The sequence below is a fragment of the Agrobacterium radiobacter genome, from assembly GCF_040801995.1.
GTDB lineage: Bacteria > Pseudomonadota > Alphaproteobacteria > Rhizobiales > Rhizobiaceae > Agrobacterium > Agrobacterium radiobacter.
In genome coordinates, this window is record NZ_JBEGHX010000002.1 from 607,544 (window position 1) to 629,848 (window position 22,305).

The window sequence follows — 22,305 nt, forward strand, 5'->3', positions numbered from 1 at the left end:
CGAAGAATTCCTTCGCGCTAAATTATTGAAGAATTTGATTTTTTTAGAGCTCCGATAACAGGCATCACTGTTCCGGCCAGACCTTGCCGCACGCAACGTTTTTCCCGAAAACAGCGTTGCTGCGCGAAGGCAAAAAAGGATCGAGGGTGGATTTCGACAATAAAAAACCCGGCAAAATTGCCGGGTTAATATTGGCTGACAGTGGGGGAAAAACCTCTCCTTCGTCATGCTCGGGCCTGCCCCGAGCATCTGCAATCGACAAGATTAGGATGCCGTGGCAGATCCTCGGTACAAGACCGAGGATGACGTCGAACGTGGAGGAAAGTTCGTCATCACTCTCGATCCGCCGGATCGTCAGATTTTCTCCCTCACTCGCTTTTCCACGCCGTAGACAGATCGCCATAGGCAATGTCGATGGTCGTCACGAGGGACCGGAGGCTGGTGTTGCGCAGAATGACGGTCGGCAGGGCGACGATAGAGAAATTCGGCAATTCGTCGCCGGTGATTTTCTGGATGTCGTGGAACTGCCCCGCCCGTTTCGTTTCATCCACTTCAATCGCAGCGGCACGGAAAAGATCGTCCACCCTGGGGTTGTTGTAGTGGGCGGCGTTGACATAGGGAGCGGGGTTCTTGATGCCGTCGGACCAGTAGAGGCGCTGCACGCCCGCCGTCGGATCGAACAGCCGGCTGATGCCGTTCACCGTCAGGTCAAAACCGCGCTCCGTATAAACGCGCTTGATGAAGGTGGCGAGATCGCCTTCGACGATATCCACCTTCACGCCCAGTTTGCCGAAGGATGAACGCAGATATTCGGAGGTCTTGCGGAAGACGTCTGACGGCAGGAAGGCAAGCCGCAGCGAAAAGCGGGTGCCATCCGCGCCCTTCGGATAACCGGCCTTGTCCAGCAACTCATTCGCTTTGGCGAGGTCAAAGGGATAGGTGAAGGGCTTTTCGTCATTATAGGCAGTGAAGACCGCCGGGATGTTTGAACCGGCTGGTTTGGCCGTACCGAAAAAGATGGCATCGTTGATGAAATCGCGATCAATGGCATGGGCCAGCGCCTGCCGGACTTCCTTCTTCGCGAGGATCGGGTTCTCCAGATTGAACTCGAATATGGCGGCATTGTTGAGATAGGCGTCGGTATAGACCTCCACCGCAAGTTTCGGATTCTGCCGCAACCGCTCCAGATCGCTGTAGGAGACATCGGCGGTGTAATCCGCCTCACCGGTTTCGACCGAAATGGTGGTGGAGGCCGCATCGGCGACGAAGCGCGCCACGAAACCGTCGAGATAGGGCAGATCGGCCTGCCAGTAATTCGGGTTCTTCTTCAGCTTCACATAGCTGCCGCGTTTCCATTCCTCAAACACGAAGGGGCCGGTGCCGACAGGCGCGTTGCCGTTCGGGCTCTCATTGTATTTTTCCGAGGTATAGGCATGAGCCGGCAGAATGGGCGTTTCGCCGCCCGTCAGCGCCCTCAAGAGATAGGGTGCGGGTTTGGAAAGCACCACCACGGCCGTCAGTGGATCGGGCGTTTCGATATCGGCAACATTGGCAAAGGTGATGCGTCCGCGCGGGCCAACCTTCTTGAAGGCCAGCAGGGAAAATTTGACGTCCTGCGACGTGAAATCCTTGCCATCATGCCATTTGACGCTCTTGCGCAGCTTGAAAGTGTAGCGCAGCCCATCGGCTGATGTTTCCCAGCTTTCGGCCAGAACCGGATGCGGTTTGAATTCGCTGTCGAACCGTACCAGTCCTTCGAGGATTTTCGTGGAGATGGCGCGGGTTCGTGTGTTGGAATCGGAAAGCGGCACCAGCGTCGTCGGCTCGCCAAGGCCTGCAAGAGTAACGATCCCGCCTTTCTTCGGCGTTTCCGCCGCCAGCACCGGCAAGGACGGCAGGAGCATGGCCCCGGCAAGGGCAGCACTCAGAAGCAATGTCTTACGTCTTGTAATATCCATGGATGTTTCCTCTTGCAGACTTGTTTTTAAAATTTTCAGGCAGCCTTCAGCCGGGTCTCCACCAGCCGGGCAAACAAGGTGGCGCCGACGGGCAGGATGTCGTCGTCAACGATAAAACCAGGATTATGGGCGGGCACGGTGCCGGAATGACCGAGGGTGAAAAATGCGCCGGGTGCGTGTTTCAGGAGATCGGCGAAATCCTCGCTGCCCATGAAGCGGCCGGGTTCCGTGGAAACGCGCTCATCTCCCAAAACCTCGCGCGCCACGCCGGCGACGATATCCACCGATGCGTCATCATTGGTCAGGACCGAGAATATGTCGCGAATCTCCACCTCGGCGGTAAGGCCATGGGCGGCAGCAACGTGATCCGAGATGGTGCGGATGCGCTGCCTTATGGTTTCGCGCACGCTGTCGGAGAAGGCCCGCACCGTCCCGGCAATCGCCGCCGTTTCGGGAATGACGTTATAGGCTGATCCCGCCTCGATACGCGTGATCGACAACACGGCGGGATCGGTCGGCGACACGTTTCGGCTGACAATGGTCTGCAGCGCCTGGATCAGTTCGCCCGTCGCCGGCACCGGGTCGCGAGAGACATCGGGATGCGCAGCGTGAGCGCCCCTGCCCTTCAACCGGATATCGAAGAAATCCGCTCCTGCCAGAATGGTGCCCGGCGAAACCTTCAGGTGATTGGGCGCGGCATGGGTGGAATTGTGCAGCCCGTAAATCTCGTCAACGGGAAAATCCTTGAACAGCCCGTCGGCAATCATGGCGCGCGCACCGCCCAGACCCTCTTCGGCCGGCTGGAAAATAAACACCACCGTACCGGCAAAATCGCGGGTTTCCGCCAGATAGCGGGCGGTGCCTAGCAGGATGGTGGTGTGCACATCATGCCCACAGCCGTGGAACTTACCAGGATAGACGGACGCATAGGGCAGACCGGTTTCCTCCGGCATCGGCAGGGCATCCATATCCGCGCGGAGCCCGATGGAGCGGTTGCCTGCATGCCGGCCGCGCAGCACACCGACCACGCCGGTCTTGCCATAACCGCGATGGACCTCGATGCCCCAGGAAGCGAGCTTTTCAGCGACGATGCCGGACGTGCGCAGCTCCTCGAAACCGATTTCGGGATGCTGGTGCAGATCGTGGCGGATGGAGACAAGTTCGGGAACATAGGTCCCGATCCGATCAAGGATTTTAGGAGCGGGCGTTTTGATGGGATCGACGGCGATATTCACGGTATCTCCTCAGGGCAAAAAAGTATCGTTTTCGCAATCGGGCGATTGCGAAGGATTGGCTTCGGATATGGAAAATCAGGGCTGGAAAGACGTCAGAGCCTCAGGCCAGCCTCCTTCATCAAGGGCAGAATGCGCTCGGCGAAATAGTCGAGGTCTTCGCGGAAATCGTAGAAATTGAGCTGAACGCCGTCGATCCCTGCCTTTTTAAGACCGACAAGCTGCTCGACCACCTGCTCGGGCGAACCGATGATTTCGATATTACCGCCGAGATTGCGCCCCTGCTTGTGGCGCGCATCGCCGCGTCCGCGCCAGGCATGCGCGTCGCTATCATAATTATTGGTGGCGAAGGCGCGGGTGCCGGGCTGCGGTTTTCCGGCCTCGATGGCATCGGCATAGGCTATCGCTTCCTTCTCCGTGTCGCGGCTGACGATGATCGGATTGATGATCGTCTTCACCTGCCGGCCATAGGCTTTGGCGCGGTTCTTGACGGTGGCGACATGATCGGGAAGCGTTTCGAGCGCACTGTCTATATGCGCACCACCTGGCGAGGTGACGAAAACCAGATCGGAATGACGGGCGGCGAAATCGATACCGGCGGGCGAACCGGTCGCCGTCACCAGCGGCGGGCGGCCGAAGGCGGGCTTCGGCGTGATCCAGCCATTGTTGATCGCCCAGGGATTGAGCTTGCCTTCATAGGAGAAGTTTTCGGTTTCGCCCCACAGGCGATGAAGCACATCGAACAATTCTCCGGCCATATCGTAACGCTTGTCATGGTCGATGCGCTGCCAGCCGAACATTTCATGCTCAACGGCGCGGTGGCCGGTGACGATGTTGATGCCCCATCGTCCTCTAGCAATGTGATCCAGCGTCGCGCCATATTTGGCGAGATGCAGCGGATGCAGAGGCCCATAGAGCACATGGATGGTGGAGATCAGCAAAATGCTCTTCGTGACCGCCGCCATGGCGCCGAGCGCAATGAAGCTGTCGAGCGAGGATTCGCCATCATAACCACCCTTGGGCAGCCATTGCGTTCGGCTGAAAGCAATTTCGAAACCAAGCTCTTCCGCACGCTTCACCAGTTCGACGTTGTAATCGAAGGTCCAGCTGTTGCTGGTCGGCAGGCTGGAGAAATTGATGTCCTGCAGATTGAGGAACAGGCCCAGAATCAGCGGCTGCTTTACCGCGCGGCTGAGCGGGCTGTCCTCGAAATCGACCGGGCTTTTCAGTTCAAGGCCTTTCAGCTCGGGACCTTCGGGCAATGGAACAGTCAGCGCCATGTCTTTTCTCCCTCGGAATTTTCGCCCTGCGGGGCGGTCGCCGCCAGCCGGGCGCGCAGATAATCTTCGACGCCACGGGGCAGTTGGCCCGTAATCTGATGGGTGGTATCGGTGACAGATGCCGCGAGACCTTCGCGGATGAGTTCTCCGAATTCACCGATCGCCGTCTGTTCAAACGCACCGATATGGGGCGGAAAGGCCGGGGCGGCATGATGGGAAATCCCGACAGGGCGATGCAGGATACGCGCCGCGATGCGGGCGATTTCCAGCGCCGTCAGGGCTTCGCCGCCGGTCAGCACAAAAGTACCGGAAACCAGCGCGCTTGATGTCAGGGCGTGAACGGCGACATCGGCAATATCATCGGCATCAATGAAGGAGACGGCCGCATCGCCAAAGCGGGCGGGCACATCCTCCCCCTTGCGCAGCGCGGCGACAACGGGCTCCAGCGCAACCTGCATCCAGGCGTTCGGCCGCAGCACCGCATGCGCGATGCCGCTTGCGGCCAGATGCTGTTCCACCTCTGCATGGGCCGCCCCCGAAATGGAGCGTGCGGCATTTTTAATGGTCCAGTCGGAACCGGATATTTTCACAATCCGCGATACACCGGCGGAAAGAGCGGCATCGATGACCGCCTTCTGGTCCGCCGCGAGCGTCTCTCCGATGGGGGAAAGCAGGAACAACCGGTCTATTCCCCGCGCAGCTTCTTTCAGGCTGGCAGGATCGGAAAAATTGCCTTCCGAAATATCAACCCTGTCGCCCCAGAACTTCAGCGCATCTTCTCGCCGGCGGGTCAGCACGCGAACCTCTGCGTGATTTTGCAAAAGACGGCTGACGACCCGTTGCCCGAGCTTGCCGGTTGCACCTGTCACAAGAATGGTGGATGCCATGGCTCTCCCTCACTTTCCGGCGCTGTGTTGCGTGGCGTCTTGCAGTAAAGAAAGGGCGCGTGGATCAGCCCATTCCTGCACGTCGAAATCTTCGGGGATGAATTTCCATTCCAGCAGGAAATCCTTGAAGTGGCTGAGCGCATCCAGCTCGGTCGGATCGAGATCAAGCCTCAGATTGCGATGCACATCCGCCCCATTCGCAGCCAGAACCGCCTCCTCGCTGACGCCGATCTCGCGGGCGATGAAACGCACGGCTTCGGCCGGATTGTCATTTGCCCATTGGGCGACACGCTGAACCGTAGCCACCAGTTCCGCCACCAGATCGGGCCGCTCATCGGCAAAGGTGGCGTCCACCGTTAAGGGACGCGGGGTGCCGTTGTTGATGCGGATTTTCGGATCGGGGTGAAACCCCGTCGACACCACGACCTGCGCGCCGATGAGATTGGCGACGGTGACGCCTTCCGCTCCCTTGACGAAAAATGCATCGATCTGGCCCCGGTGCAGCGCTGCAATTTCTTCGCCATAGGGAAGCCGCCGGCGCAGACCGTGAAACCGCTCATCCGCTGGGCCGAGCAACACCGGTTCTTTAGCCGTGAGATCGACAAGCTCGACCTCCGCGACGGAGAGACCCGAGACCGTCAGCGCCGACACGATGCCCTTGAGCGATGTAGCGCGCTGGAAATCGATGGTTTCGTTCGGGCGCTTCGGCAAACCGATGCGCCGCCCCTTCAGGTCGCTGCCCTTGTTTATCCCGCTTGCGGGCAAGGCAATGACGGCCTGGAACTCATCGGTTCTCGTCAGCCCCACCAGCCGGGTTTTCCGGCCACCGGATTTCGCCCAGATCGGCGGAATATTGCCGCCCTGACGGAAGGACCAGTCCAGACGATGGTCGAAATGGCTCTGGCGAATGGCCGGGTCGGCCGCATCACGAATGGAGGAAACGGAGATGCCATGGGTGGCGAAACTGTCCTCAATCCAGCCGAGTTGCGCCGCGATGGAAAGCGGGGTGGGCGCCGGGCAGCGTGTATACCACACGGTTACGGGTTGGGTTACCTGGCGAAGGGCGGCATCAGCCATGGCGTTCGTCCTCGAAATTGCGATCTGAACGGCACGCTACACGTCGTGAGATATTTTCTATAGATAAAGTGTACTATTTCATGTGCGATTGAGGAAATTCGTTTCCATCTTGTCACGTCTTCACCGGGATGACGGAATATCCTTTCGATGGTGGCAGGATTTCGGGTCGGATCATCGCCCGGACTCTATCCGCTCTTTAAGTCCACTGCAGCTTGGCTGCCGCTACTGATGAAAGTTTTTCTTCTCCGAGCAGCAAGGATTTTTAACTCGCGGGCCGAACCCCGGCTGTTACGCTTTCATGCAATTGCACCGGCCAAGGCCGGAAATCCCAGCAGACCGAGAAGAAAAAGTAAAAGCATGAGCAAGACCAAACGCCGGCTCAATCTCAATGTCGGCATCAACACGACCGGATACCTCGCCAACGCCTGGAAATACCGGAGCGGAGATCGGCACGACATCAACGAGATCGGATATTACCGGCGGCTGACGGAACTGGCCCACAAGGGCCGTTTTGACGCCGTTTTCCTTTCCGACCATCCCGCATTGCTGACCGACCCGGCAAGCCGGCCGTTTCACACCATCGATCCGCTCATTCTCTCCACATCACTTGCCGCGCAGGTGCCGGATATCGGCTTTGTGGCAACGATATCCTCCACCTATAACTCGCCCTATAACTTTGCCAGACGGACCCAATCCATCGATCTCGTCACCGGCGGACGGCTGATCGTCAATATCGTCTCCTCCTTCAATCCCAATGTCGCCGCCAATTTCGGCAACGACCCGCTGCCGCCGCGCAACGAGAGATATGCCAAGGCCACCGAATTTCTCGATGTCGCGAAAAAACTCTGGTCGAGTTGGGATCCGCGCCGCGAAGGCGAGGTGCCAGAAGAGCGTTTCTGGGATGCGGCGACGGCCGAAACCATCGATCACGAGGGGCAATATTTCCATGTAAAAGGGCCGCTCAATGTTCCGCGCGGACCACAGGGGCATCCCGTCATCGCGCAGGCCGGCGCCTCCGAAGGTGGCATCGATCTCGCGGCACGCCATGGCGAGATCATCTATTGCAACATATTGTCCCGGCCGGCGGGCCAGGCCTTCGGCAAGAAGGTCCGCGACCGCGCTGCCTCCCTCGGCCGCGATCCCTCCGGCATCCGCATCGTTCCCGGCCTCGTTGTCATTCTCGGCGAGACCCGGGAGGAAGCGTTGCGCAAACACGAACTATACAGTGGAGCCGGTTCGGAAGACGGGCTGCTGGCGCGTTTCGCCAGGGAAAACGGCATTGATCCCCGCGATTTTGATCCCGATGCAAAGCTCGATGCAGAGCGTTTCATCCCGGACCAGAACCGGCAGTGGGCGGTGGGCATGGGGCTTGGCCTTTCCGACCTTTTGACCCACGAAAAGCTCACAGCCCGCGAGGCCGTACGCCGTTCGGAGGGACACCACCGGTTGCTACTCGGCACGCCAGAAGATGTGGCGGATGGCATTATCGATCTCTGGCAGGATGGCACGGTGGACGGCTACACCCTGCAGCCGCCGCGCGCGCCAGACGATATTGCTGAATTTGTCGAAAAGGTCGTGCCAGTGCTGCAGGATCGCGGTGTTTACCCGCGCGAATATGAAGGCGCGACAATACGCGACCGCTATGGCCTGCCCTATCCCGACTGAATAGGATGTGGCGCAGGTAAAGCGCCACACGTCCATCTATCGCCGCTTCCCGCTGGAAGCGGGAGTGGCGGGAACGGGAAATATTATTGGCCGGTCACCACTTTCAAAACGGGCCGCCCGCCGGAAAGCTGCGGCAGGACGGAAGCGAAATCCGTGACGATCTGGCGATAATCTTCCGGCTGGAACTCATAGGGTAGTTCAAGACGGAACTCCGAGACGAGCGGCAGAACGGGATCGCGCGACAGTTTCTCCAGAATTTCGTCCGTCGTCCCAACGATATCGGGCAGGAAAAGCGTGCGGCGCGCGCCATGCGCCGTGGTCGTGCGCTTGTCGCGCTCGGCGGCGAATTCCTCGTAACGGCGGCGGGTCGCGGGGCTGGCGCTATCCGTCGGCAGGATCACGCGCCCGAGAGCAACACGCGGTTGACGCTCATGCGCCCATTCCTGCCGGAAGCGGGCAACGAGAGCAGCCTGCGCAATCAGAAAATCATCGGTATTTTCACCGCTGACGATATTGCCCGTCAGAAGATTGAACCCTGCCTTGCCCGCCCAGCGGGCGGAATTCTGAGATCCGCCGCCATACCATAACCGATCCGACAACCCTTCGGCGACGGGCCGCAGGCGCGGCACCTGCGCACCGGCCGCATTGCCCGCTTCCGTCTCGCTGGACAGCGGTTCCGATCTCAGAGCCCTCGCCAGCTTTTCGGCGCGGGCATGGCTGTAATCCGCATCGGGAACCGTATCGACATAATCCGAAATCAGATGGGCGAAGGGCGGTGCGCCCACGGAAACCCCGACATTCAGCCGCCCACGCGACAGCACATCCACGGTGGCCAGATCTTCCGCCAGCCTGAAGGGATTTTCGTAACCAAGCTGAATGACGGCGGTGCCTAATCCGATCCGCTTAGTGCGCTGCGATGCCGCTGCAAGAAAAGTGGCCGCCGAGGAAACGCCCCGTTCCAGGTGGCGCTGGCGAACCCAGGCGCTGTGATACCCCAGCGCCTCCCCGGCTTCAAAAAGCTGCAGGGTTTCTTCCAGCCCCTGCGCCGGATCGTCGTCCTGATAATTGCCGGGCACGAGAAAAGCAAAGTGGGAGATATGGGAAAGGGGCATGGTTGTGCATCCGGAAACGAGTGTTGAAGCTCAGCGGCGCAGACGCAGCCATCCTTGTTGCGGGACAGCCGTTCAATGCGGCGCATGCTCACGCAGAATGCATGATGACAGGCACGGCTGGCACGGCATGTTCGTTTATAGTCCCGGTCATTGTTGAAAGATCATTGCGCGATTTAATAGTCTACTAAAATTATAGATTAATCTCGGATAGCATAGGCCGCGCCCACCCGATTTTCTTCTGCGAAGCGGCAAAATCTCCCCAACCGCCCTCTTCACCGAAGATCTGTGCAACACCGCCTGTAAATGGCCTTGATTTTTCGCGGCAACATGTAATACAGATTATCATACATGTTGACAAATATCGCATACATGTATGACATTGCAGCAGCCGCAAACGCTGCCATACCTGCATGAGGGAGGAATTATGATCATCACCGACGTCGAGGTCCGTGTTTTCCGCACGACGACCCGTCGCCACTCGGACAGTGCCGGTCACGCGCATCCGGGTCCGGCGCATCAGGTGGAACAGGCCATGCTGACCATCCGCACCGAAGACGGTCAGGAAGGTCATTCCTTCACCGCGCCGGAGATCGTTCGCCCGCATGTCATTGAAAAATTCGTCAAGAAAGTCCTGATCGGTGAGGATCATCGCGACCGGGAACGGCTGTGGCAGGACCTTGCCCACTGGCAGCGCGGTTCGGCCGCACAGCTGACTGACCGCACGCTGGCGGTGGTGGATTGCGCGCTGTGGGACCTTGCCGGCCGCTCGCTCGGGCAACCTGTATACAAGTTGATCGGCGGTTATCGCGACAAGGTGCTGGCCTATGGCTCCATCATGTGCGGCGATGAGCTGGAAGGCGGGCTGGCGACGCCTGAAGATTACGGCCGCTTTGCCGAAACGCTGGTGAAACGCGGCTACAAGGGCATCAAGCTGCACACCTGGATGCCGCCAGTCAGCTGGGCGCCGGATGTGAAGATGGACCTCAAGGCCTGCGCCGCCGTGCGTGAGGCGGTCGGTCCCGATATTCGCCTGATGATCGACGCCTTCCACTGGTATTCCCGCACCGACGCGCTGGCGCTCGGCCGAGGCCTCGAAAAACTCGATTTCGACTGGATCGAAGAGCCTATGGATGAGCAGTCGCTGTCCTCCTACAAGTGGCTCTCCGACAATCTCGATATCCCCGTCGTCGGCCCTGAAAGTGCGGCCGGCAAGCATTGGCATCGGGCAGAATGGATCAAGGCCGGTGCCTGCGATATTCTGCGCACCGGCGTCAACGATGTCGGCGGCATCACCCCGGCGCTCAAGACCATGCATCTGGCCGAGGCTTTCGGCATGGAATGCGAAGTGCATGGCAACACGGCCATGAACCTGCACGTTGTCGCCGCCACCAAGAATTGCCGCTGGTACGAGCGCGGCCTGCTGCACCCCTTCCTCGAATATGATGACGGCCACGACTATCTGAAGTCGCTGTCCGACCCGATGGATCGCGACGGCTTCGTGCATGTCCCTGATCGGCCGGGCCTTGGCGAGGACATCGATTTTACCTTCATCGACAACAACCGGGTGAGGTAACGGGCGATGAAAACCGTGCTCGCCTTCGGAGATAGCCTCACCTGGGGCGCAGACCCGGCAACGGGTCTCCGCCACCGGCCTGAGCATCGCTGGCCGGAGGTGCTGGAGGCCGAGCTTTCCGGAAAGGCGAAGGTTCACCCCGAGGGCCTTGGCGGGCGCACCACCTGTTATGACGACCATACCGGCTCCGCCTGCCGCAATGGCGCACGGGCGCTTGAAGTCGCGCTCTCCTGCCATATGCCGCTCGATCTCGTCATCATCATGCTCGGCACCAACGACATCAAGCCGGTGCATGGCGGGCGGGCGGAAGCGGCGGTTTCCGGCATGCGGCGACTGGCGCAGATCGTCGAGACCTTCATCTACAAACCACGCGAGGCGGTGCCGAAACTGCTGATCGTCGCCCCGCCGCCCTGCGTTGCAGGTCCTGGCGAAGAGCCGGCCGGCGGGCGGGATATCGCGCAATCGCTACGGCTTGCGCCGCTTTACCGCAAACTCGCCGCCGAACTGGGGCATCACTTCTTCGATGCCGGATCGGTCGCCAGCGCCTCACCGGTGGATGGCGTGCATCTGGATGCGCCGGCAACGGCCGCAATCGGGCGAGCGCTCGCAGACCCGGTCAGAGAGATTCTTGGCTGATCATGCGACACCTGTGGAGGAACCAGGCGCGTGGATCAAAACGTGGAAAGGCCGTATGAACCGGCCGTATTGGGAGGAAAAATGAAACATTTTCTTGCAACCGCAGCGCTTGGCGCCTTGCTGATCGGCGCGATGCCGCTCAGCACCTTTGCCGAAACGCCGAAGGACCAGCTCATTGTCGCCACGACCATGAGCAATATTCTGACCCTCGATCCCGCCGCCATTACCGGCCGCGAGACCGTGCAGGTTCTGAACAACGTTTATGACACGCTGGTCGTGCTTTCACCGAAAGATCGCAGCGTCCAGCCACGTCTTGCCGAACGCTGGGAAATTGCCGAAGACCGCAAATCCATCCGTTTTCATCTGCGCGGCGATGCCAAATTCTCTTCCGGCAATGCGGTGACGGCAAAAGACGTGGTCTGGAGCCTGAAGCGGCTGCTCGCCCGCAACCTGGCGCAATCGTCCTTCCTGAAGACCCGCGGCTTCAAGCTGGAAGAGGCCGACAAGCTCTTTGTCGCTGAAAACGACCAGACCTTCGTGCTGAATATTCCAAAGCCGGATGATCCCAACCTGCTCCTGATGATCCTTGCACAGAACGGCCCCGGCTCAATCATCGACAGCCAGACAGCGCTTGAGAATGAAAAGGACGGCGATCTGGGCGGCGCTTGGCTGACGCTGAATTCCGCCGGTTCCGGTCCCTTCAAGCTCACCCAGTGGAAATCCAACGAATATATCATCCTCACGCGCAACGATGATTATTGGGGTGAGAAGGCCAGGATGAAACGCATCCTGATGCGCCATCTGCCGGAATCGCAGTCGCAGCGGTTGATGCTGGAAAAAGGCGATATCGACGTTGCCTATTCCCTGCAGGCCCCGGACCTGAAATCGCTTGAGGCCGACAAGGCCGTCACCATCGAATCCACACCCGGTTCCGGTTTTTATTACCTCAGCGTTTCGATGAAGGATGAGAAGTTCGCGAACAGGAAAGTGCGCGAGGCCCTGCGTTACCTGATCGATTACGACGGTCTCGACAAGGCGGTCATGCCCTATTACGGCAAGCTGCATCAGCGTTCTCTCAGCACCGGCGTGATGGGCGCGCTGCCCGATCAGGGCTACAAGCTCGACATCGCAAAAGCCAAGGCGCTTCTGGCCGAGGCCGGTTATCCCAATGGTTTCAAAACCACGCTGCGCGTTCTTTCGGAAGATCCCTTCATGAAGGCGGCAACGGCGATCCAGAACACGCTTGCCCAGGCCGGCATTCAGGCTGAATTGATCAGCGGCTCGGGCGACCAGATTTACGGTGCAATGCGCGAACGGAATTTCGAACTGCTGCTCGGGCGCGGCGGCGGCGGCCAGCAGCCGCATCCGGACAACAACCTGCGCTCGATCGCCTATAACCCCAACAATGCCGACGATGCCAAGCTCACCAATTACCAGAGCTGGCGCACCAGTTTCTTCGATGAGAAACTGAACAAGATGATCGAGGAAGCGCTGGTCGAGCGCGATGTGGCAAAACAGACGAAGCTTTATGAGGACCTGCAGGGCTATATGGACGAGACTGTCATGTCGATCCAGCCCTTCTCCGAAGTCATCGACACCGCCGCCTTCCGCAGCGACATCAAGGGCATGATCGTCAGCCCCTGGCTTTCGCGGTTTGAAGAGGTGAGCAAGGAGCGGTAATCGGCCGTCCTATCTGCGAATAAAAAGGCGCGGCTAACCCCGCGCCTTTTTGCTGTAACAAAGCCCCACTCACCCAATGTGTTAGGCGCAAGCGAAGCCTCCGCACTCCGTCACCCCGGACTAGATCCGGGGTCTAGTGCGATCAAGTCCTTGATCGCGAGAGAGTCCGTTCACGGCGCGGACGCGCCGTGGCTGGATGCCGGATCAAGTCCGGCATGACGGAAAGGCCGGTCTCGCACTATGTCAGCAGCCTAGGCGCAGTTGGCGGCCCGCCATCCCGCCTAGCTACCTCCAAAAAAATGCCCGGCGGGGAGGCCGGGCAAGGAAGGAGGATGTTATTATCCGTGACGCCCCGGAGGAGGACGGTCACGTTCTTGGAGCCGTCACGCGCCTTCATATTCCAGCGAAGCGCCGATCAATTCACGCGCATAGGGATGCGTCGCGCGATTGTCGGCGATGGCCTCGCGCGGCAGGATTTCGGTGATTTCGCCGCGCAGCATCACCGCGAACCGGTCGCACATGTGATCGACGACGGCGAGGTCATGGGTCACCATGATATAGGTAAAGCCGCGCTCTTCGCGCAGCCGCTGCAGCAGGTTGAGGATTTCCGCCTGCACCGAGACATCGAGCGCAGACGTCGGCTCATCGAGCAGTAACAGCGACGGCTCGAGAATCAGCGCCCGCGCAATCGCCACGCGCTGCCGCTGGCCGCCGGAAAGCTGGTGCGGGAAACGATCCAGAAACGATACGGGCAGGCCGACATCGGTGATGACCTTGCGCATGCGCTCTTCGCGGTCGCCAAGCTTGTGGATCGCAAGCGATTCCGAAAGCACGGTGCGCACCGACTGGCGGGGATGCAGGGAACCATAGGGGTCCTGAAACACCATCTGCAGCATGCGGCACCGCTCGATCAGCGGCATGTCGCGCACCGATCTGCCGTCGATAAGGATATCGCCGGTCCAGAAATCGTTGAGCATGGAGACGCAGCGAAGCACGGTGGATTTGCCCGAACCGCTTTCGCCGACCAGCCCGAAGCACTCGCCCGGCTCGACGCGGAAGGATACGGAAGGCAGCACTTTCAGCGCCGTGTGGCCGCTGCCGAAAGTGATGGAGAGATCGCGGGTTTCGACGGAAACGGCCATTATACGTTCTCCTCCAGCCATTCGGGGCGACGGTCCAGCACCGCAAGCGGCGCACGCGTACCGCCAATGCGCGGCTGCGCCGCCAGCAGGCCGCGCGTATAGGGATGCTGCGCCCGATCGAGATCGCGCGCGGCCAGCGTTTCCACCACCCGGCCGGAATACATGATGAGCACCCGGTCGCAGAAATTGCGCACGAGATTGAGGTCGTGGCTGATCATGATCAGGCCGATGCCGCGATCACGCACGAGACCGTCGAGAATATTCAGCACCTGCAGCCGCACCGTCACGTCAAGCGCCGACGTCGGCTCATCGGCAATGACGAGATCGGGATCGGCAAGCAGCATCATGGCGATCATGACGCGCTGGCCCATACCGCCGGAGATTTCATGCGGATATTGCTCGTAAACGCGGGCGGCATCGCGGATTTTCACTGCATCGAGCATGGCAAGCGCCTTTTCCCGGGCCTCCTGTTTCGAAGCCTTGAAGTGGCGCAGATAGGTTTCCGTTACCTGATCGCCGACCCGACGGATGGGATTGAGAGAGAATTTCGGATCCTGAAGGATCATCGACATGCGCCGGCCGCGAACCTTCAGCATCTCTTTCTCATCGAGCGAGAGAAGATCGAGGCCATCGAAATCCAGCCTGTCGGCGGTGATCGTCGCCGATGGCAAAAGGCGCAGCAAGGCGCGGCCGACGGTGGATTTGCCCGAGCCGCTTTCACCGACGATACCAAGCCGTTCCCGGCCAAGGGTGAAGGAAATGCCCCGCACCGCCTCGGTGGGTGAGCCGCCATAACGGATGCGGAGATTTTCGACGTCAAGAATTGGTTTTTCCATGACCTATCTCCGGTTCATCTGCTTCGGGTCGAGCGCATCCCGCAGGCCGTCTCCCAGAAGGTTGAAGGCGAGGCTGACGGACAGGATCGCAACGCCGGGGAAGGTCACCAGCCACCAGCTATCCAGCATGTAACGGCGGCCGGTGGCGATCATCGCCCCCCATTCCGGCAGCGGCGGCTGCGCGCCGAGACCGAGAAAGCCGAGGCCGGCGGCGGTGAGAATGACGGTCGCCATGTTCAGCGTCAGGCGGATGAGGACCGAGGGCAGACACATGGGCATGATCGATTTAACGATGATACGCAGAGGCGACGCGCCCTGAAGCCGCGCGGCGGCGATATAATCCGCCTTGCGGAAGGTCATGGCCTCGGCGCGCGCAAGGCGCGCAATCGGCGGCCATGAGGTGAGCGCGATGGCAATGATCGCGTTGTTGAGGCTCGGCCCGAGCGCTGCGACGAAGGCAAGCGACAGGATGAGGCTCGGGAACGACAGGAAGATATCCGTGATGCGCATCATCACCGTGTCGAACTTGCCGCCGAGATAACCGGAGGCCGTGCCGACCAGAAGGCCGACGGGACCAACAATGATCGATACCAGCGAGATGATGGTGAGCGTGATGCGCGCGCCCCAGAGAAGGCGGCTATAGATGTCGCGCCCCAGCTCATCCGTGCCGAAGACATGGCCGTTGCCGGGCGCCTGCAGCGTATTGGCGAGATCCTGCGCGTAGGGGTCATGCGTCGCAAGCCAGGGCGCGAAAACAGCGGCGATGACGAGAAGCAGCAGGACGGCCAGACCGAAAGCCGATGTCGGGCTTTTCAGCAGGAAAACAACGATGTTCTTCAGCGCGTTCAAGGGCACGGGAAGGCGAGAGGAAGTTTCTGCACGGGCCGTCATCAGCGGGTCCTCGGATCGAAAAAGCGGTAGAGAATGTCGGACAGGAGGTTGAGCCCGATGAAGATGACGCCGACGATAAGCACGCAGGTCATCACGGCATTCATGTCGCCGATGATAAGATTGCTGGTGAGATATTGCCCGAAACCCGGCCAGGCGAAGACGGTCTCAATGAGAACCGCGCCTTCCAGCAGCGAACCATAGGCAAGGGCGATGATGGTGACGAGCTGCACCCGGATATTGCCAAAGGCATGCAGCCACACCGTCTGCCGCTGCGACAGACCTTTGACGCGCGCTGTCGTCACATATTCCTGGCCCAGCTGGTCCAGCATGAAGCTGCGCGTCATGCGGGTGATATAGGCCGAGGAGGAATAACCGAGCAAAGCGGCGGGAAGGATCAGGTGGTTGATGGCCGACCAGAAAACCTCCATATCGCCCGCAAGCAGGCTGTCTATCAGCAGAAAGCCCGTCCGCTCCTCAACCAGTCCGATATAGAACTGGTCCATGCGGCCACCGCCGCCGACAAGGCCGAGATAGGCGTAAAAAACGATCAGCGCGATCATGCCGGTCCAGAAGATCGGCATGGAATGGCCGAACAGGCTGAGCACACGTACCAGATGATCCTGCCAGCGGTCTTTATTGACCGCGGCATAAACACCCATGGGAATGCCAAGGCCGGCACCGATCAGGATCGCAAAGGTCGCAAGCTCCATCGTCGCCGGCATGACCCTGATGATATCCTCGATGACCGGACGACCGGTGCGGATCGAGGTTCCAAAATCGCCGCTGAAGACATCACCGAGATAATAGATGAACTGCTGCCACAGCGGACGGTCGAAACCGAGCGCATGATAGACCTGTTCATAGGTTTCGCGCGTCGCATCCTCGCCAACGATGGCCCGCACTGGATCGGCCGGCATCAGGCGACCGATAAAAAAGGTCAGTAGCAGCAATCCAAGCAGCGTAACGGCAATACTTCCGATCTGGCCGGACAGGCCATAAAGCGAAAGGCGTCTTTTTGACATGATTCCTCCCTTGCCAGAGATCGACTGCGCAAGTGACCAAGGCGCAATCCTGTCTGACAACTATTCGCAAGTTGTCACAGGTGTTGAGAGCTGTCAAGCGCGTGACTGTGAAATCCGCATCGCCCAGGGCTCTGAAAGGCGTGCCTCGAGGAGGAATCTCATGCTGAAATCATCCGGCTTTCGTGTTGCTTTGGGAAAAAGCACTTGTGTTGCGGCACCCGTAAAAGCCTGTATTCTCCGACTTCGCGGAATGCGCGGAGGCTAGCTGGGCGGTGGCACCGATGACATCCGTGCCGACAGGGGGAGGAAAATATGGCTGACGTGACACTTCTGGCGTTTGCGGTGGTCGCCTTTATCGGCATTGCCACGCCCGGCCCTACCGTCTTGCTCGCGCTTGCAAATGGTTCAAGATTCGGAGTACGCCGCGCCATGATTGGCATGGCTGGCGCTGTCCTCTCGGATTTCGTCCTGATCGGCGCAGTAGCACTAGGATTGGGTGCCTTGCTCGCCGCCTCCGAATTCTGGTTCAGCGTCGTCAAATGGGTGGGCGTCTGTTATCTAGCCTTCCTCGGCATCATGCTTTTGCGCTCAAGAGGCACGTTCGATGGTGCTCTTCAATCCGCAGAGGCCAACGGGGTCGCTTCCGCCCGCTCGATTTTCCTCAAGTGCTTTCTCGTGGCGGTCACCAACCCCAAGGGATATCTGTTCTTTTCGGCTTTCCTGCCGCAATTCATCGATCCCGCCGCGCCGCAGATCCAGCAATATGCGGCGCTTGCGCTGATCTTCGCCGGCATCGATTTCATCGTGATGTTCGGATATGCCCTGCTCGGTTCGCAGGCCGTCCGGCTGTTGCGGAAAACCGGAGCCCTGTGGCTCGACCGGATTTGCGGCGGCGCGCTTCTGACGCTTGCCGCCTCCCTGGCCTTCTATCGGCGGGCGACTGCGTAACCCATTGACCTCTAGGCCATTTCCGGCTCATTCAGCGGCAGTGCGTGAGCGCAGAAGCACCTTGTAGCGCTCAAGACTGCCGCGCAGATGCGCCGCCATATGTTGACGGGCGGCATCGGCATCACCTTCGATGATGGCATCGACAATCCTCGCATGCTCCTCCTGGAGATGCAGGTTGTAGTCCTTCGGACGCGACCCGGGCGCTGCCCCCTGCAATTCGCCGCGGGGAATGATGCCGGAGCGAATGAGCTGAAGAAACTCGGGAAACCGCCTGTTTTGCGTCGCCTGCGCAATTGCCAGATGGAACTCGAAATCAGCATCCCGCGTCGGCAGCCCGGCGGCAAGACAGTCGCCGACGCGCCGGTGCGCATCCACAATCGCCTCCACCTGCACGGCGGAACGGCGCGATGCCGCAAGCCCGGCGGATTCGACCTCGAAAACGGTGCGCAATTCCAGCAATTCGATCACCGAGGAAATTCGCCCCACGGCCAGATCGTTAAAAGGCAGTTCCTTGGCCGGCTTTACTTCGACGGCAAAAACGCCTGCGCCCTTGCGGGCTTCAACGAGACCATCGGCGCGCAGAATGGCGATGGCTTCGCGCACCACCGTGCGGCTGACGGAATATTCCCGCGTCAGGGCGCTTTCGCTCGGAAGACGATCACCGGGGCGGAAAACGCCTTCCGCCAGATCCCGCCGCAATGCCGAACTGATTTTCGCCGCGAGCGATACCCCCTGCTTCGTGATGCTCTCAACGTCCATTCCGGCCCACCTGTTTTAAACTTGTCTGGCATGTTAGCAAACACCCGCCACATTGCAAGGGCCGGACCTCCTCACCACCGCGACTGTTGCCGCCCTCACGCCGCAGCCATGGCCGAACTGCTGGAAAAGCGGCTTCTATATTCACCCGGTGAAAGGCCGAGAATGCGGTGGAACACCCGGCGGAAGGCCGCGGCATCCTCATAACCCACCGACCATGCGATCTGATCGACCGAACGGCGGGTGAATTCCAGCAATTCCCGCGCCTTGCCGACCCGCAGATGCTGGACATATTCAATCGGCTTCATGCCTGTCGCCGCCTTGAAGCGGCGCAGGAAGGTCCGCTCCTCCAGCCCGGCATGGCCTGCCATGTCGGTAACGCTCGTCGCCCGCCCGGCACGGGCCTGCAGCCAGTGCTGCACCTTCAGGATCGGCTCGTCGCCATGCGTCAGCCTTGGGGCGAAACTGCTATAATGGCGTTGTTCACGCCCCGAAGGGTCGATCAGCAGGAACTTGCCGGTCTCGATCATCACCGAAGGTCCGAGCAGCCGGTCGACGATGCGCAGGCCAAGATCGGTCCATGCCATCAGCCCGCCAGCCGTGATGATATCGCCATCCTCTATGACGATCTTGTCTATCTCCAGCCGGATATCGGGAAAACGCTCGCGGAAACGCTCGGCAAACAGCCAGTGGGTGGTGGCCGGGCGACCAGACAGGAGGCCCGTGGCCGCAATCATGAAGGAGCCGCCGCAACTGGCGGCGAGCGTCGCCCCCTGCGCATGCCGATCCAGCAGCCAGCGGGCATAAGGCTCGGCTTCCTCGATCTCAGTGGGCCCCGTCAACCGGCCGGGTACAACGAAAATGTCGGGATGTCCTGACTGCCCGGAATGAGTGTCGTGACAGCGGGAAAATTCACCGCCCTCGCCCATGCTCCAGTGGCTGACCCGCAATTTCGGTCCGCCGCGATCCTGGGAAAATACCGATGCGATGGCAAAAAGATCGGTGATGCCGTGCACCATGGCGATCTGACAGTCCCGATAGAGGACCAGACCGACTTCCAGCGCGCTTCCCGTTACACCCGCCATGCGCCCACACCCCGTTTTGTCAGTTTCGGCTCGCTTTCTGTCAGAAGCGCCAATCCAGCCCCGGCTGTCTCCAGAGTATCTCTATTCCCACGGGACGCAAGCAAGCTCCCTGCAACAGGAGAGAGAGCCATGACAACGATCACCACCAGAGACGGAACGCACATCTTCTACAAGGACTGGGGTCGCAAAGACGGCCAGCCCATCATCTTCTCCCACGGCTGGCCGCTCAGCGCCGATACGTGGGATGCGCAGATGGTGTTCTTTGCCAATCAGGGTTTCCGCACCATCGCCCATGACCGCCGCAGCCACGGCCGCTCCGACCAGGTCTGGGATAACAATAACATGGATCAATATGCCGACGATCTGGCCGAACTGATCGAACAGCTCGATCTTCACGACATCATTCTGGTCGGCCATTCCACCGGCGGCGGCGAGGTCACACGCTATATCGGTCGCCATGGTACGGCCCGCGTCGCCAAGATCGCCCTCATCGGCGCGGTGCCGCCGCTGATGCTGAAGACGGAAAGCAATGTCATCGGCCTGCCGATCGATGTTTTCGACGGCATCCGCAAGGGCACCTACGACAATCGCAGCCAGTTCTTCAAGGATTTGACCATTCCCTTCTACGGTTACAACCGCGAAGGCGCCGTGATTTCGCAAGGCATCCGCGACGAATTCTGGCGTCAGGGCATGATGGGCGGGCTCAAGGGTCAGCTCGACAGCATTCGCGCTTTCTCGGAAAGCGATTTCCACCAGGATCTGAAGGCCTTCGACAAACCCACGCTGGTTCTGCACGGTGATGACGACCAGATCGTGCCGGTCGGCGCTTCGGCACTCTCCACGGTCAAGATCGTCAAACACGCGGTCCTCAAAATCTACGAATGCGCCGACCATGGCCTGACGCAGACCCATCAGGACCGCTTCAACGCCGACCTCCTCGCCTTCATCAACGCCTGAAACCACCGGACACAGGAGACACGGGACATGACACAGAATACATTTCTCATCACCGGCGCATCCGACGGCATCGGCGCGGTTTATGCCGAACGTCTGGCAAAACGCGGCCATGATCTCATCCTCGTGGCGCGGCGCGCCGAAAAGCTGAAGACACTGGCAACCCAACTGGAGAAGGATCACCATATCGCGGTCGAGGTTCTCTCCGCCGACCTTTCCAGAGCAGAAGACCTCGAAAAGGTCGAGGCACGACTGCGCGATGACCGGCGGATCACAGGCCTCGTCAACAATGCCGGTATTGCCGGTGAAGGCGCCATCACGGCGCTGGACCCGGCCTATGTCACGACGATGATCAACCTCAATATCCTTGCCGTCACCCGGCTTGCAGCGGCGATCGCGCCGCGGCTTGCCGCCGATGGCAAAGGCACGATCATCAACATCACATCGGTAACGGCCCTGATGCCGGCGGCATTTACCGCCGTCTATCCGGCAACCAAGGCCTTTGTGCTCGCCTTCACCGAAGCGCTGCAGGCGCAGCTTTCCCCGTCCGGCGTGCGGGTTCAGGGCGTCCTGCCGGGTATTACCCGCACGGCGATCTGGGAAGAGGAGCGGCTCGAGGCCATTCCGGCCGCCATGGTCATGGATGTTTACGAGATGGTGGATGCGGCCCTTGCCGGTCTCGATCTTGGCGAGACCCTGACCATTCCTTCGCTGCCGGATGCGGCCGATTTCGAAAATTTCCTTGCAGCCCGCGCAGCATTGAGGCCCAATCTGTCGCATGCACTTGCCGCCAGCCGGTATCGTGCAACTCAAACCGAATAGAGGGAGACGCATCATGATCCTCGGACTGACCATTCCCCAATTCACGACATTGCACGTTGCCCTGAGCCTCATTGGCATCGTAACCGGACTGATCGCCCTGCCCGCTTATGCGGCGGGGCGGTGGATGCCGCGCATGATGGCGCTTTTCCTCGTCACCACGCTCGCCACCACACTCACTGGCTTTCTGTTTCCAATCGGAAATTTCACACCGGCACTCGGCGTCGGCATCATCTCGACCCTCGTTCTGGCAATCGCACTGGTTGCGCTTTACGGATACGGTCTGAATGGCAGGGCGCGCATTATTTATACGATCACCGCCACGATCAGCCTTTATCTCAATATGTTTGTGTTGATCGTTCAGGCCTTTCTCAAGGTCGAAACACTCAACAACCTGGCACCGAACGGCAATGAACCGCCCTTTGTAGTCGCCCAGACGGTTCTGCTTGTTGCAGCCATCTGTCTCGGCTGGAAAGCGACACGCCGCAGGCTCGCCGTCTGAAACGAGCCGAAGTTCGAACCGGCTTCCGGGGAAATGCCTTGTGCCTGAGTGCTTTCAGGCACTAGGCATGTTTTTGCATGCCGAATACAGGCAATCTCCGCTCATCCGTCACAAAACGAAGAAATCCCGTCTCTAGGGTTTCCTCCCGAATCTCTCCTGAAATCCAGCGGGAGATATCCGGAACGAAGACGCTTTTCGCCTCTTGCAAACAAACAATATACATTATATAATAATATATATTAATTTATTA

21 protein-coding genes are annotated in these 22,305 nt (G+C 59.8%); 8 read left to right on the top strand and 13 right to left on the bottom strand.

The window, feature by feature from the left end:
• Positions 1–64: 64 nt before the first annotated feature.
• The 6 genes from MRBLRC7O_RS16680 to MRBLRC7O_RS16705 all read right to left on the bottom strand — a co-directional run bounded on the left by MRBLRC7O_RS16680 (position 65) and on the right by MRBLRC7O_RS16705 (position 6,434).
• Entirely contained in the window at positions 65–403 is a 339-nt protein-coding gene (locus MRBLRC7O_RS16680; RefSeq protein ID WP_112961742.1) for a hypothetical protein, read from the bottom strand.
• The gene (locus MRBLRC7O_RS16685) at positions 369–1,958 is read right to left on the bottom strand and encodes an ABC transporter substrate-binding protein (protein WP_087745743.1); all 1,590 of its coding nucleotides are present in this window, start codon (positions 1,956–1,958) and stop codon (positions 369–371) included. Before MRBLRC7O_RS16685 ends, MRBLRC7O_RS16680 begins: the two co-directional genes overlap by 35 nt.
• A gap of 35 nt (positions 1,959–1,993) precedes the next feature.
• The gene (locus MRBLRC7O_RS16690; RefSeq protein WP_020813154.1) at positions 1,994–3,193 is read right to left on the bottom strand and encodes a M20 aminoacylase family protein; all 1,200 of its coding nucleotides are present in this window, start codon (positions 3,191–3,193) and stop codon (positions 1,994–1,996) included.
• Positions 3,194–3,285: 92 nt separating this feature from the next.
• Positions 3,286–4,470: an LLM class flavin-dependent oxidoreductase gene (locus tag MRBLRC7O_RS16695; protein WP_111791668.1), complete on the bottom strand. Its 1,185-nt coding sequence runs from the start codon at positions 4,468–4,470 to the stop codon at positions 3,286–3,288.
• On the bottom strand, positions 4,461–5,357 hold the full coding sequence (locus tag MRBLRC7O_RS16700; protein ID WP_112539576.1) for an NmrA family NAD(P)-binding protein: 897 nt from the start codon (positions 5,355–5,357) through the stop codon (positions 4,461–4,463). The genes MRBLRC7O_RS16695 and MRBLRC7O_RS16700 overlap by 10 nt, the downstream gene beginning before the upstream one ends.
• A gap of 9 nt (positions 5,358–5,366) precedes the next feature.
• A complete protein-coding gene (locus tag MRBLRC7O_RS16705; RefSeq protein WP_112539573.1) occupies positions 5,367–6,434 on the bottom strand; it encodes an ABC transporter substrate-binding protein in 1,068 nt (355 codons plus the stop codon).
• A 357-nt stretch (positions 6,435–6,791) separates the two neighbouring features.
• Here MRBLRC7O_RS16705 and MRBLRC7O_RS16710 point away from each other — a divergent pair, with 357 nt between their 5' ends.
• Positions 6,792–8,099, top strand: coding sequence for an NtaA/DmoA family FMN-dependent monooxygenase (locus MRBLRC7O_RS16710; protein WP_020813150.1), 1,308 nt, complete (start codon positions 6,792–6,794; stop codon positions 8,097–8,099).
• 83 nt (positions 8,100–8,182) lie between these two features.
• Here the strand turns inward: MRBLRC7O_RS16710 and MRBLRC7O_RS16715 are convergent, their stop codons facing one another.
• Entirely contained in the window at positions 8,183–9,211 is a 1,029-nt protein-coding gene (locus tag MRBLRC7O_RS16715; protein WP_060724872.1) for an LLM class flavin-dependent oxidoreductase, read from the bottom strand.
• Positions 9,212–9,635: 424 nt separating this feature from the next.
• Here MRBLRC7O_RS16715 and MRBLRC7O_RS16720 point away from each other — a divergent pair, with 424 nt between their 5' ends.
• The 3 genes from MRBLRC7O_RS16720 (at position 9,636) to MRBLRC7O_RS16730 (ending at position 13,100) form a co-directional block, all read left to right on the top strand.
• Positions 9,636–10,784 carry a mandelate racemase family protein gene (locus MRBLRC7O_RS16720; RefSeq protein WP_020012026.1) on the top strand — a complete coding sequence of 383 codons (1,149 nt, stop codon included), beginning with the start codon at positions 9,636–9,638 and terminating at the stop codon, positions 10,782–10,784.
• A 6-nt stretch (positions 10,785–10,790) separates the two neighbouring features.
• Complete coding sequence (locus MRBLRC7O_RS16725; RefSeq protein ID WP_080866902.1) at positions 10,791–11,420, top strand: SGNH/GDSL hydrolase family protein; 630 nt, start codon at positions 10,791–10,793, stop codon at positions 11,418–11,420.
• Between the two features lie 81 nt (positions 11,421–11,501).
• Complete coding sequence (locus MRBLRC7O_RS16730; RefSeq protein ID WP_112539572.1) at positions 11,502–13,100, top strand: ABC transporter substrate-binding protein; 1,599 nt, start codon at positions 11,502–11,504, stop codon at positions 13,098–13,100.
• Between the two features lie 383 nt (positions 13,101–13,483).
• On the opposite strand, the gene MRBLRC7O_RS16735 is transcribed toward MRBLRC7O_RS16730, so the two are convergent.
• Genes MRBLRC7O_RS16735 through MRBLRC7O_RS16750 form a run of 4 tightly spaced genes read right to left on the bottom strand, consistent with a single transcriptional unit; the run spans position 13,484 to position 16,991 of the window.
• A complete protein-coding gene (locus MRBLRC7O_RS16735) occupies positions 13,484–14,242 on the bottom strand; it encodes an ABC transporter ATP-binding protein (RefSeq protein WP_003506952.1) in 759 nt (252 codons plus the stop codon).
• Positions 14,242–15,078 (bottom strand): ABC transporter ATP-binding protein, encoded by an 837-nt coding sequence (locus tag MRBLRC7O_RS16740; RefSeq protein ID WP_060724875.1) that lies wholly within the window; start codon positions 15,076–15,078, stop codon positions 14,242–14,244. Before MRBLRC7O_RS16740 ends, MRBLRC7O_RS16735 begins: the two co-directional genes overlap by 1 nt.
• 3 nt (positions 15,079–15,081) lie before the next feature.
• Complete coding sequence (locus tag MRBLRC7O_RS16745) at positions 15,082–15,969, bottom strand: ABC transporter permease (protein ID WP_003506957.1); 888 nt, start codon at positions 15,967–15,969, stop codon at positions 15,082–15,084.
• A complete protein-coding gene (locus tag MRBLRC7O_RS16750; RefSeq protein WP_003506959.1) occupies positions 15,969–16,991 on the bottom strand; it encodes an ABC transporter permease in 1,023 nt (340 codons plus the stop codon). Before MRBLRC7O_RS16750 ends, MRBLRC7O_RS16745 begins: the two co-directional genes overlap by 1 nt.
• A 312-nt stretch (positions 16,992–17,303) precedes the next feature.
• Between MRBLRC7O_RS16750 and MRBLRC7O_RS16755 the strand changes: the two genes are divergently transcribed.
• Positions 17,304–17,939 carry a LysE family translocator gene (locus MRBLRC7O_RS16755; RefSeq protein ID WP_099087263.1) on the top strand — a complete coding sequence of 212 codons (636 nt, stop codon included), beginning with the start codon at positions 17,304–17,306 and terminating at the stop codon, positions 17,937–17,939.
• Between the two features lie 27 nt (positions 17,940–17,966).
• Here MRBLRC7O_RS16755 and MRBLRC7O_RS16760 read toward each other — a convergent pair whose 3' ends face one another.
• Together MRBLRC7O_RS16760 and MRBLRC7O_RS16765 are read right to left on the bottom strand one after the other, a co-directional pair.
• Complete coding sequence (locus MRBLRC7O_RS16760) at positions 17,967–18,698, bottom strand: FadR/GntR family transcriptional regulator (protein ID WP_060726935.1); 732 nt, start codon at positions 18,696–18,698, stop codon at positions 17,967–17,969.
• A 95-nt stretch (positions 18,699–18,793) separates the two neighbouring features.
• The gene (locus tag MRBLRC7O_RS16765; protein ID WP_112539570.1) at positions 18,794–19,780 is read right to left on the bottom strand and encodes a GlxA family transcriptional regulator; all 987 of its coding nucleotides are present in this window, start codon (positions 19,778–19,780) and stop codon (positions 18,794–18,796) included.
• A gap of 129 nt (positions 19,781–19,909) precedes the next feature.
• Between MRBLRC7O_RS16765 and MRBLRC7O_RS16770 the strand changes: the two genes are divergently transcribed.
• Genes MRBLRC7O_RS16770 through MRBLRC7O_RS16780 form a run of 3 tightly spaced genes read left to right on the top strand, consistent with a single transcriptional unit; the run spans position 19,910 to position 22,055 of the window.
• Positions 19,910–20,737, top strand: a complete 828-nt coding sequence (locus tag MRBLRC7O_RS16770; protein WP_112539568.1) for an alpha/beta fold hydrolase — start codon at positions 19,910–19,912, stop codon at positions 20,735–20,737.
• A gap of 27 nt (positions 20,738–20,764) precedes the next feature.
• Positions 20,765–21,556 carry an SDR family NAD(P)-dependent oxidoreductase gene (locus MRBLRC7O_RS16775; RefSeq protein ID WP_080866904.1) on the top strand — a complete coding sequence of 264 codons (792 nt, stop codon included), beginning with the start codon at positions 20,765–20,767 and terminating at the stop codon, positions 21,554–21,556.
• Between the two features lie 13 nt (positions 21,557–21,569).
• On the top strand, positions 21,570–22,055 hold the full coding sequence (locus MRBLRC7O_RS16780) for a hypothetical protein (RefSeq protein ID WP_003506968.1): 486 nt from the start codon (positions 21,570–21,572) through the stop codon (positions 22,053–22,055).
• The last annotated feature ends 250 nt before the right edge of the window (positions 22,056–22,305 follow it).

Coding starts and splice junctions, on each gene's coding strand:
- MRBLRC7O_RS16680 (WP_112961742.1), bottom strand. CDS start 403: ATGGCGATCTGTCTACGGCGTGGAAAAGCGAGTGAGGGAGAAAATCTG.
- MRBLRC7O_RS16685 (WP_087745743.1), bottom strand. CDS start 1,958: ATGGATATTACAAGACGTAAGACATTGCTTCTGAGTGCTGCCCTTGCC.
- MRBLRC7O_RS16695 (WP_111791668.1), bottom strand. CDS start 4,470: ATGGCGCTGACTGTTCCATTGCCCGAAGGTCCCGAGCTGAAAGGCCTT.
- MRBLRC7O_RS16700 (WP_112539576.1), bottom strand. CDS start 5,357: ATGGCATCCACCATTCTTGTGACAGGTGCAACCGGCAAGCTCGGGCAA.
- MRBLRC7O_RS16705 (WP_112539573.1), bottom strand. CDS start 6,434: ATGGCTGATGCCGCCCTTCGCCAGGTAACCCAACCCGTAACCGTGTGG.
- MRBLRC7O_RS16710 (WP_020813150.1), top strand. CDS start 6,792: ATGAGCAAGACCAAACGCCGGCTCAATCTCAATGTCGGCATCAACACG.
- MRBLRC7O_RS16715 (WP_060724872.1), bottom strand. CDS start 9,211: ATGCCCCTTTCCCATATCTCCCACTTTGCTTTTCTCGTGCCCGGCAAT.
- MRBLRC7O_RS16720 (WP_020012026.1), top strand. CDS start 9,636: ATGATCATCACCGACGTCGAGGTCCGTGTTTTCCGCACGACGACCCGT.
- MRBLRC7O_RS16725 (WP_080866902.1), top strand. CDS start 10,791: ATGAAAACCGTGCTCGCCTTCGGAGATAGCCTCACCTGGGGCGCAGAC.
- MRBLRC7O_RS16730 (WP_112539572.1), top strand. CDS start 11,502: ATGAAACATTTTCTTGCAACCGCAGCGCTTGGCGCCTTGCTGATCGGC.
- MRBLRC7O_RS16735 (WP_003506952.1), bottom strand. CDS start 14,242: ATGGCCGTTTCCGTCGAAACCCGCGATCTCTCCATCACTTTCGGCAGC.
- MRBLRC7O_RS16740 (WP_060724875.1), bottom strand. CDS start 15,078: ATGGAAAAACCAATTCTTGACGTCGAAAATCTCCGCATCCGTTATGGC.
- MRBLRC7O_RS16745 (WP_003506957.1), bottom strand. CDS start 15,969: ATGACGGCCCGTGCAGAAACTTCCTCTCGCCTTCCCGTGCCCTTGAAC.
- MRBLRC7O_RS16750 (WP_003506959.1), bottom strand. CDS start 16,991: ATGTCAAAAAGACGCCTTTCGCTTTATGGCCTGTCCGGCCAGATCGGA.
- MRBLRC7O_RS16755 (WP_099087263.1), top strand. CDS start 17,304: ATGGCTGACGTGACACTTCTGGCGTTTGCGGTGGTCGCCTTTATCGGC.
- MRBLRC7O_RS16760 (WP_060726935.1), bottom strand. CDS start 18,698: ATGGACGTTGAGAGCATCACGAAGCAGGGGGTATCGCTCGCGGCGAAA.
- MRBLRC7O_RS16765 (WP_112539570.1), bottom strand. CDS start 19,780: ATGGCGGGTGTAACGGGAAGCGCGCTGGAAGTCGGTCTGGTCCTCTAT.
- MRBLRC7O_RS16770 (WP_112539568.1), top strand. CDS start 19,910: ATGACAACGATCACCACCAGAGACGGAACGCACATCTTCTACAAGGAC.
- MRBLRC7O_RS16775 (WP_080866904.1), top strand. CDS start 20,765: ATGACACAGAATACATTTCTCATCACCGGCGCATCCGACGGCATCGGC.
- MRBLRC7O_RS16780 (WP_003506968.1), top strand. CDS start 21,570: ATGATCCTCGGACTGACCATTCCCCAATTCACGACATTGCACGTTGCC.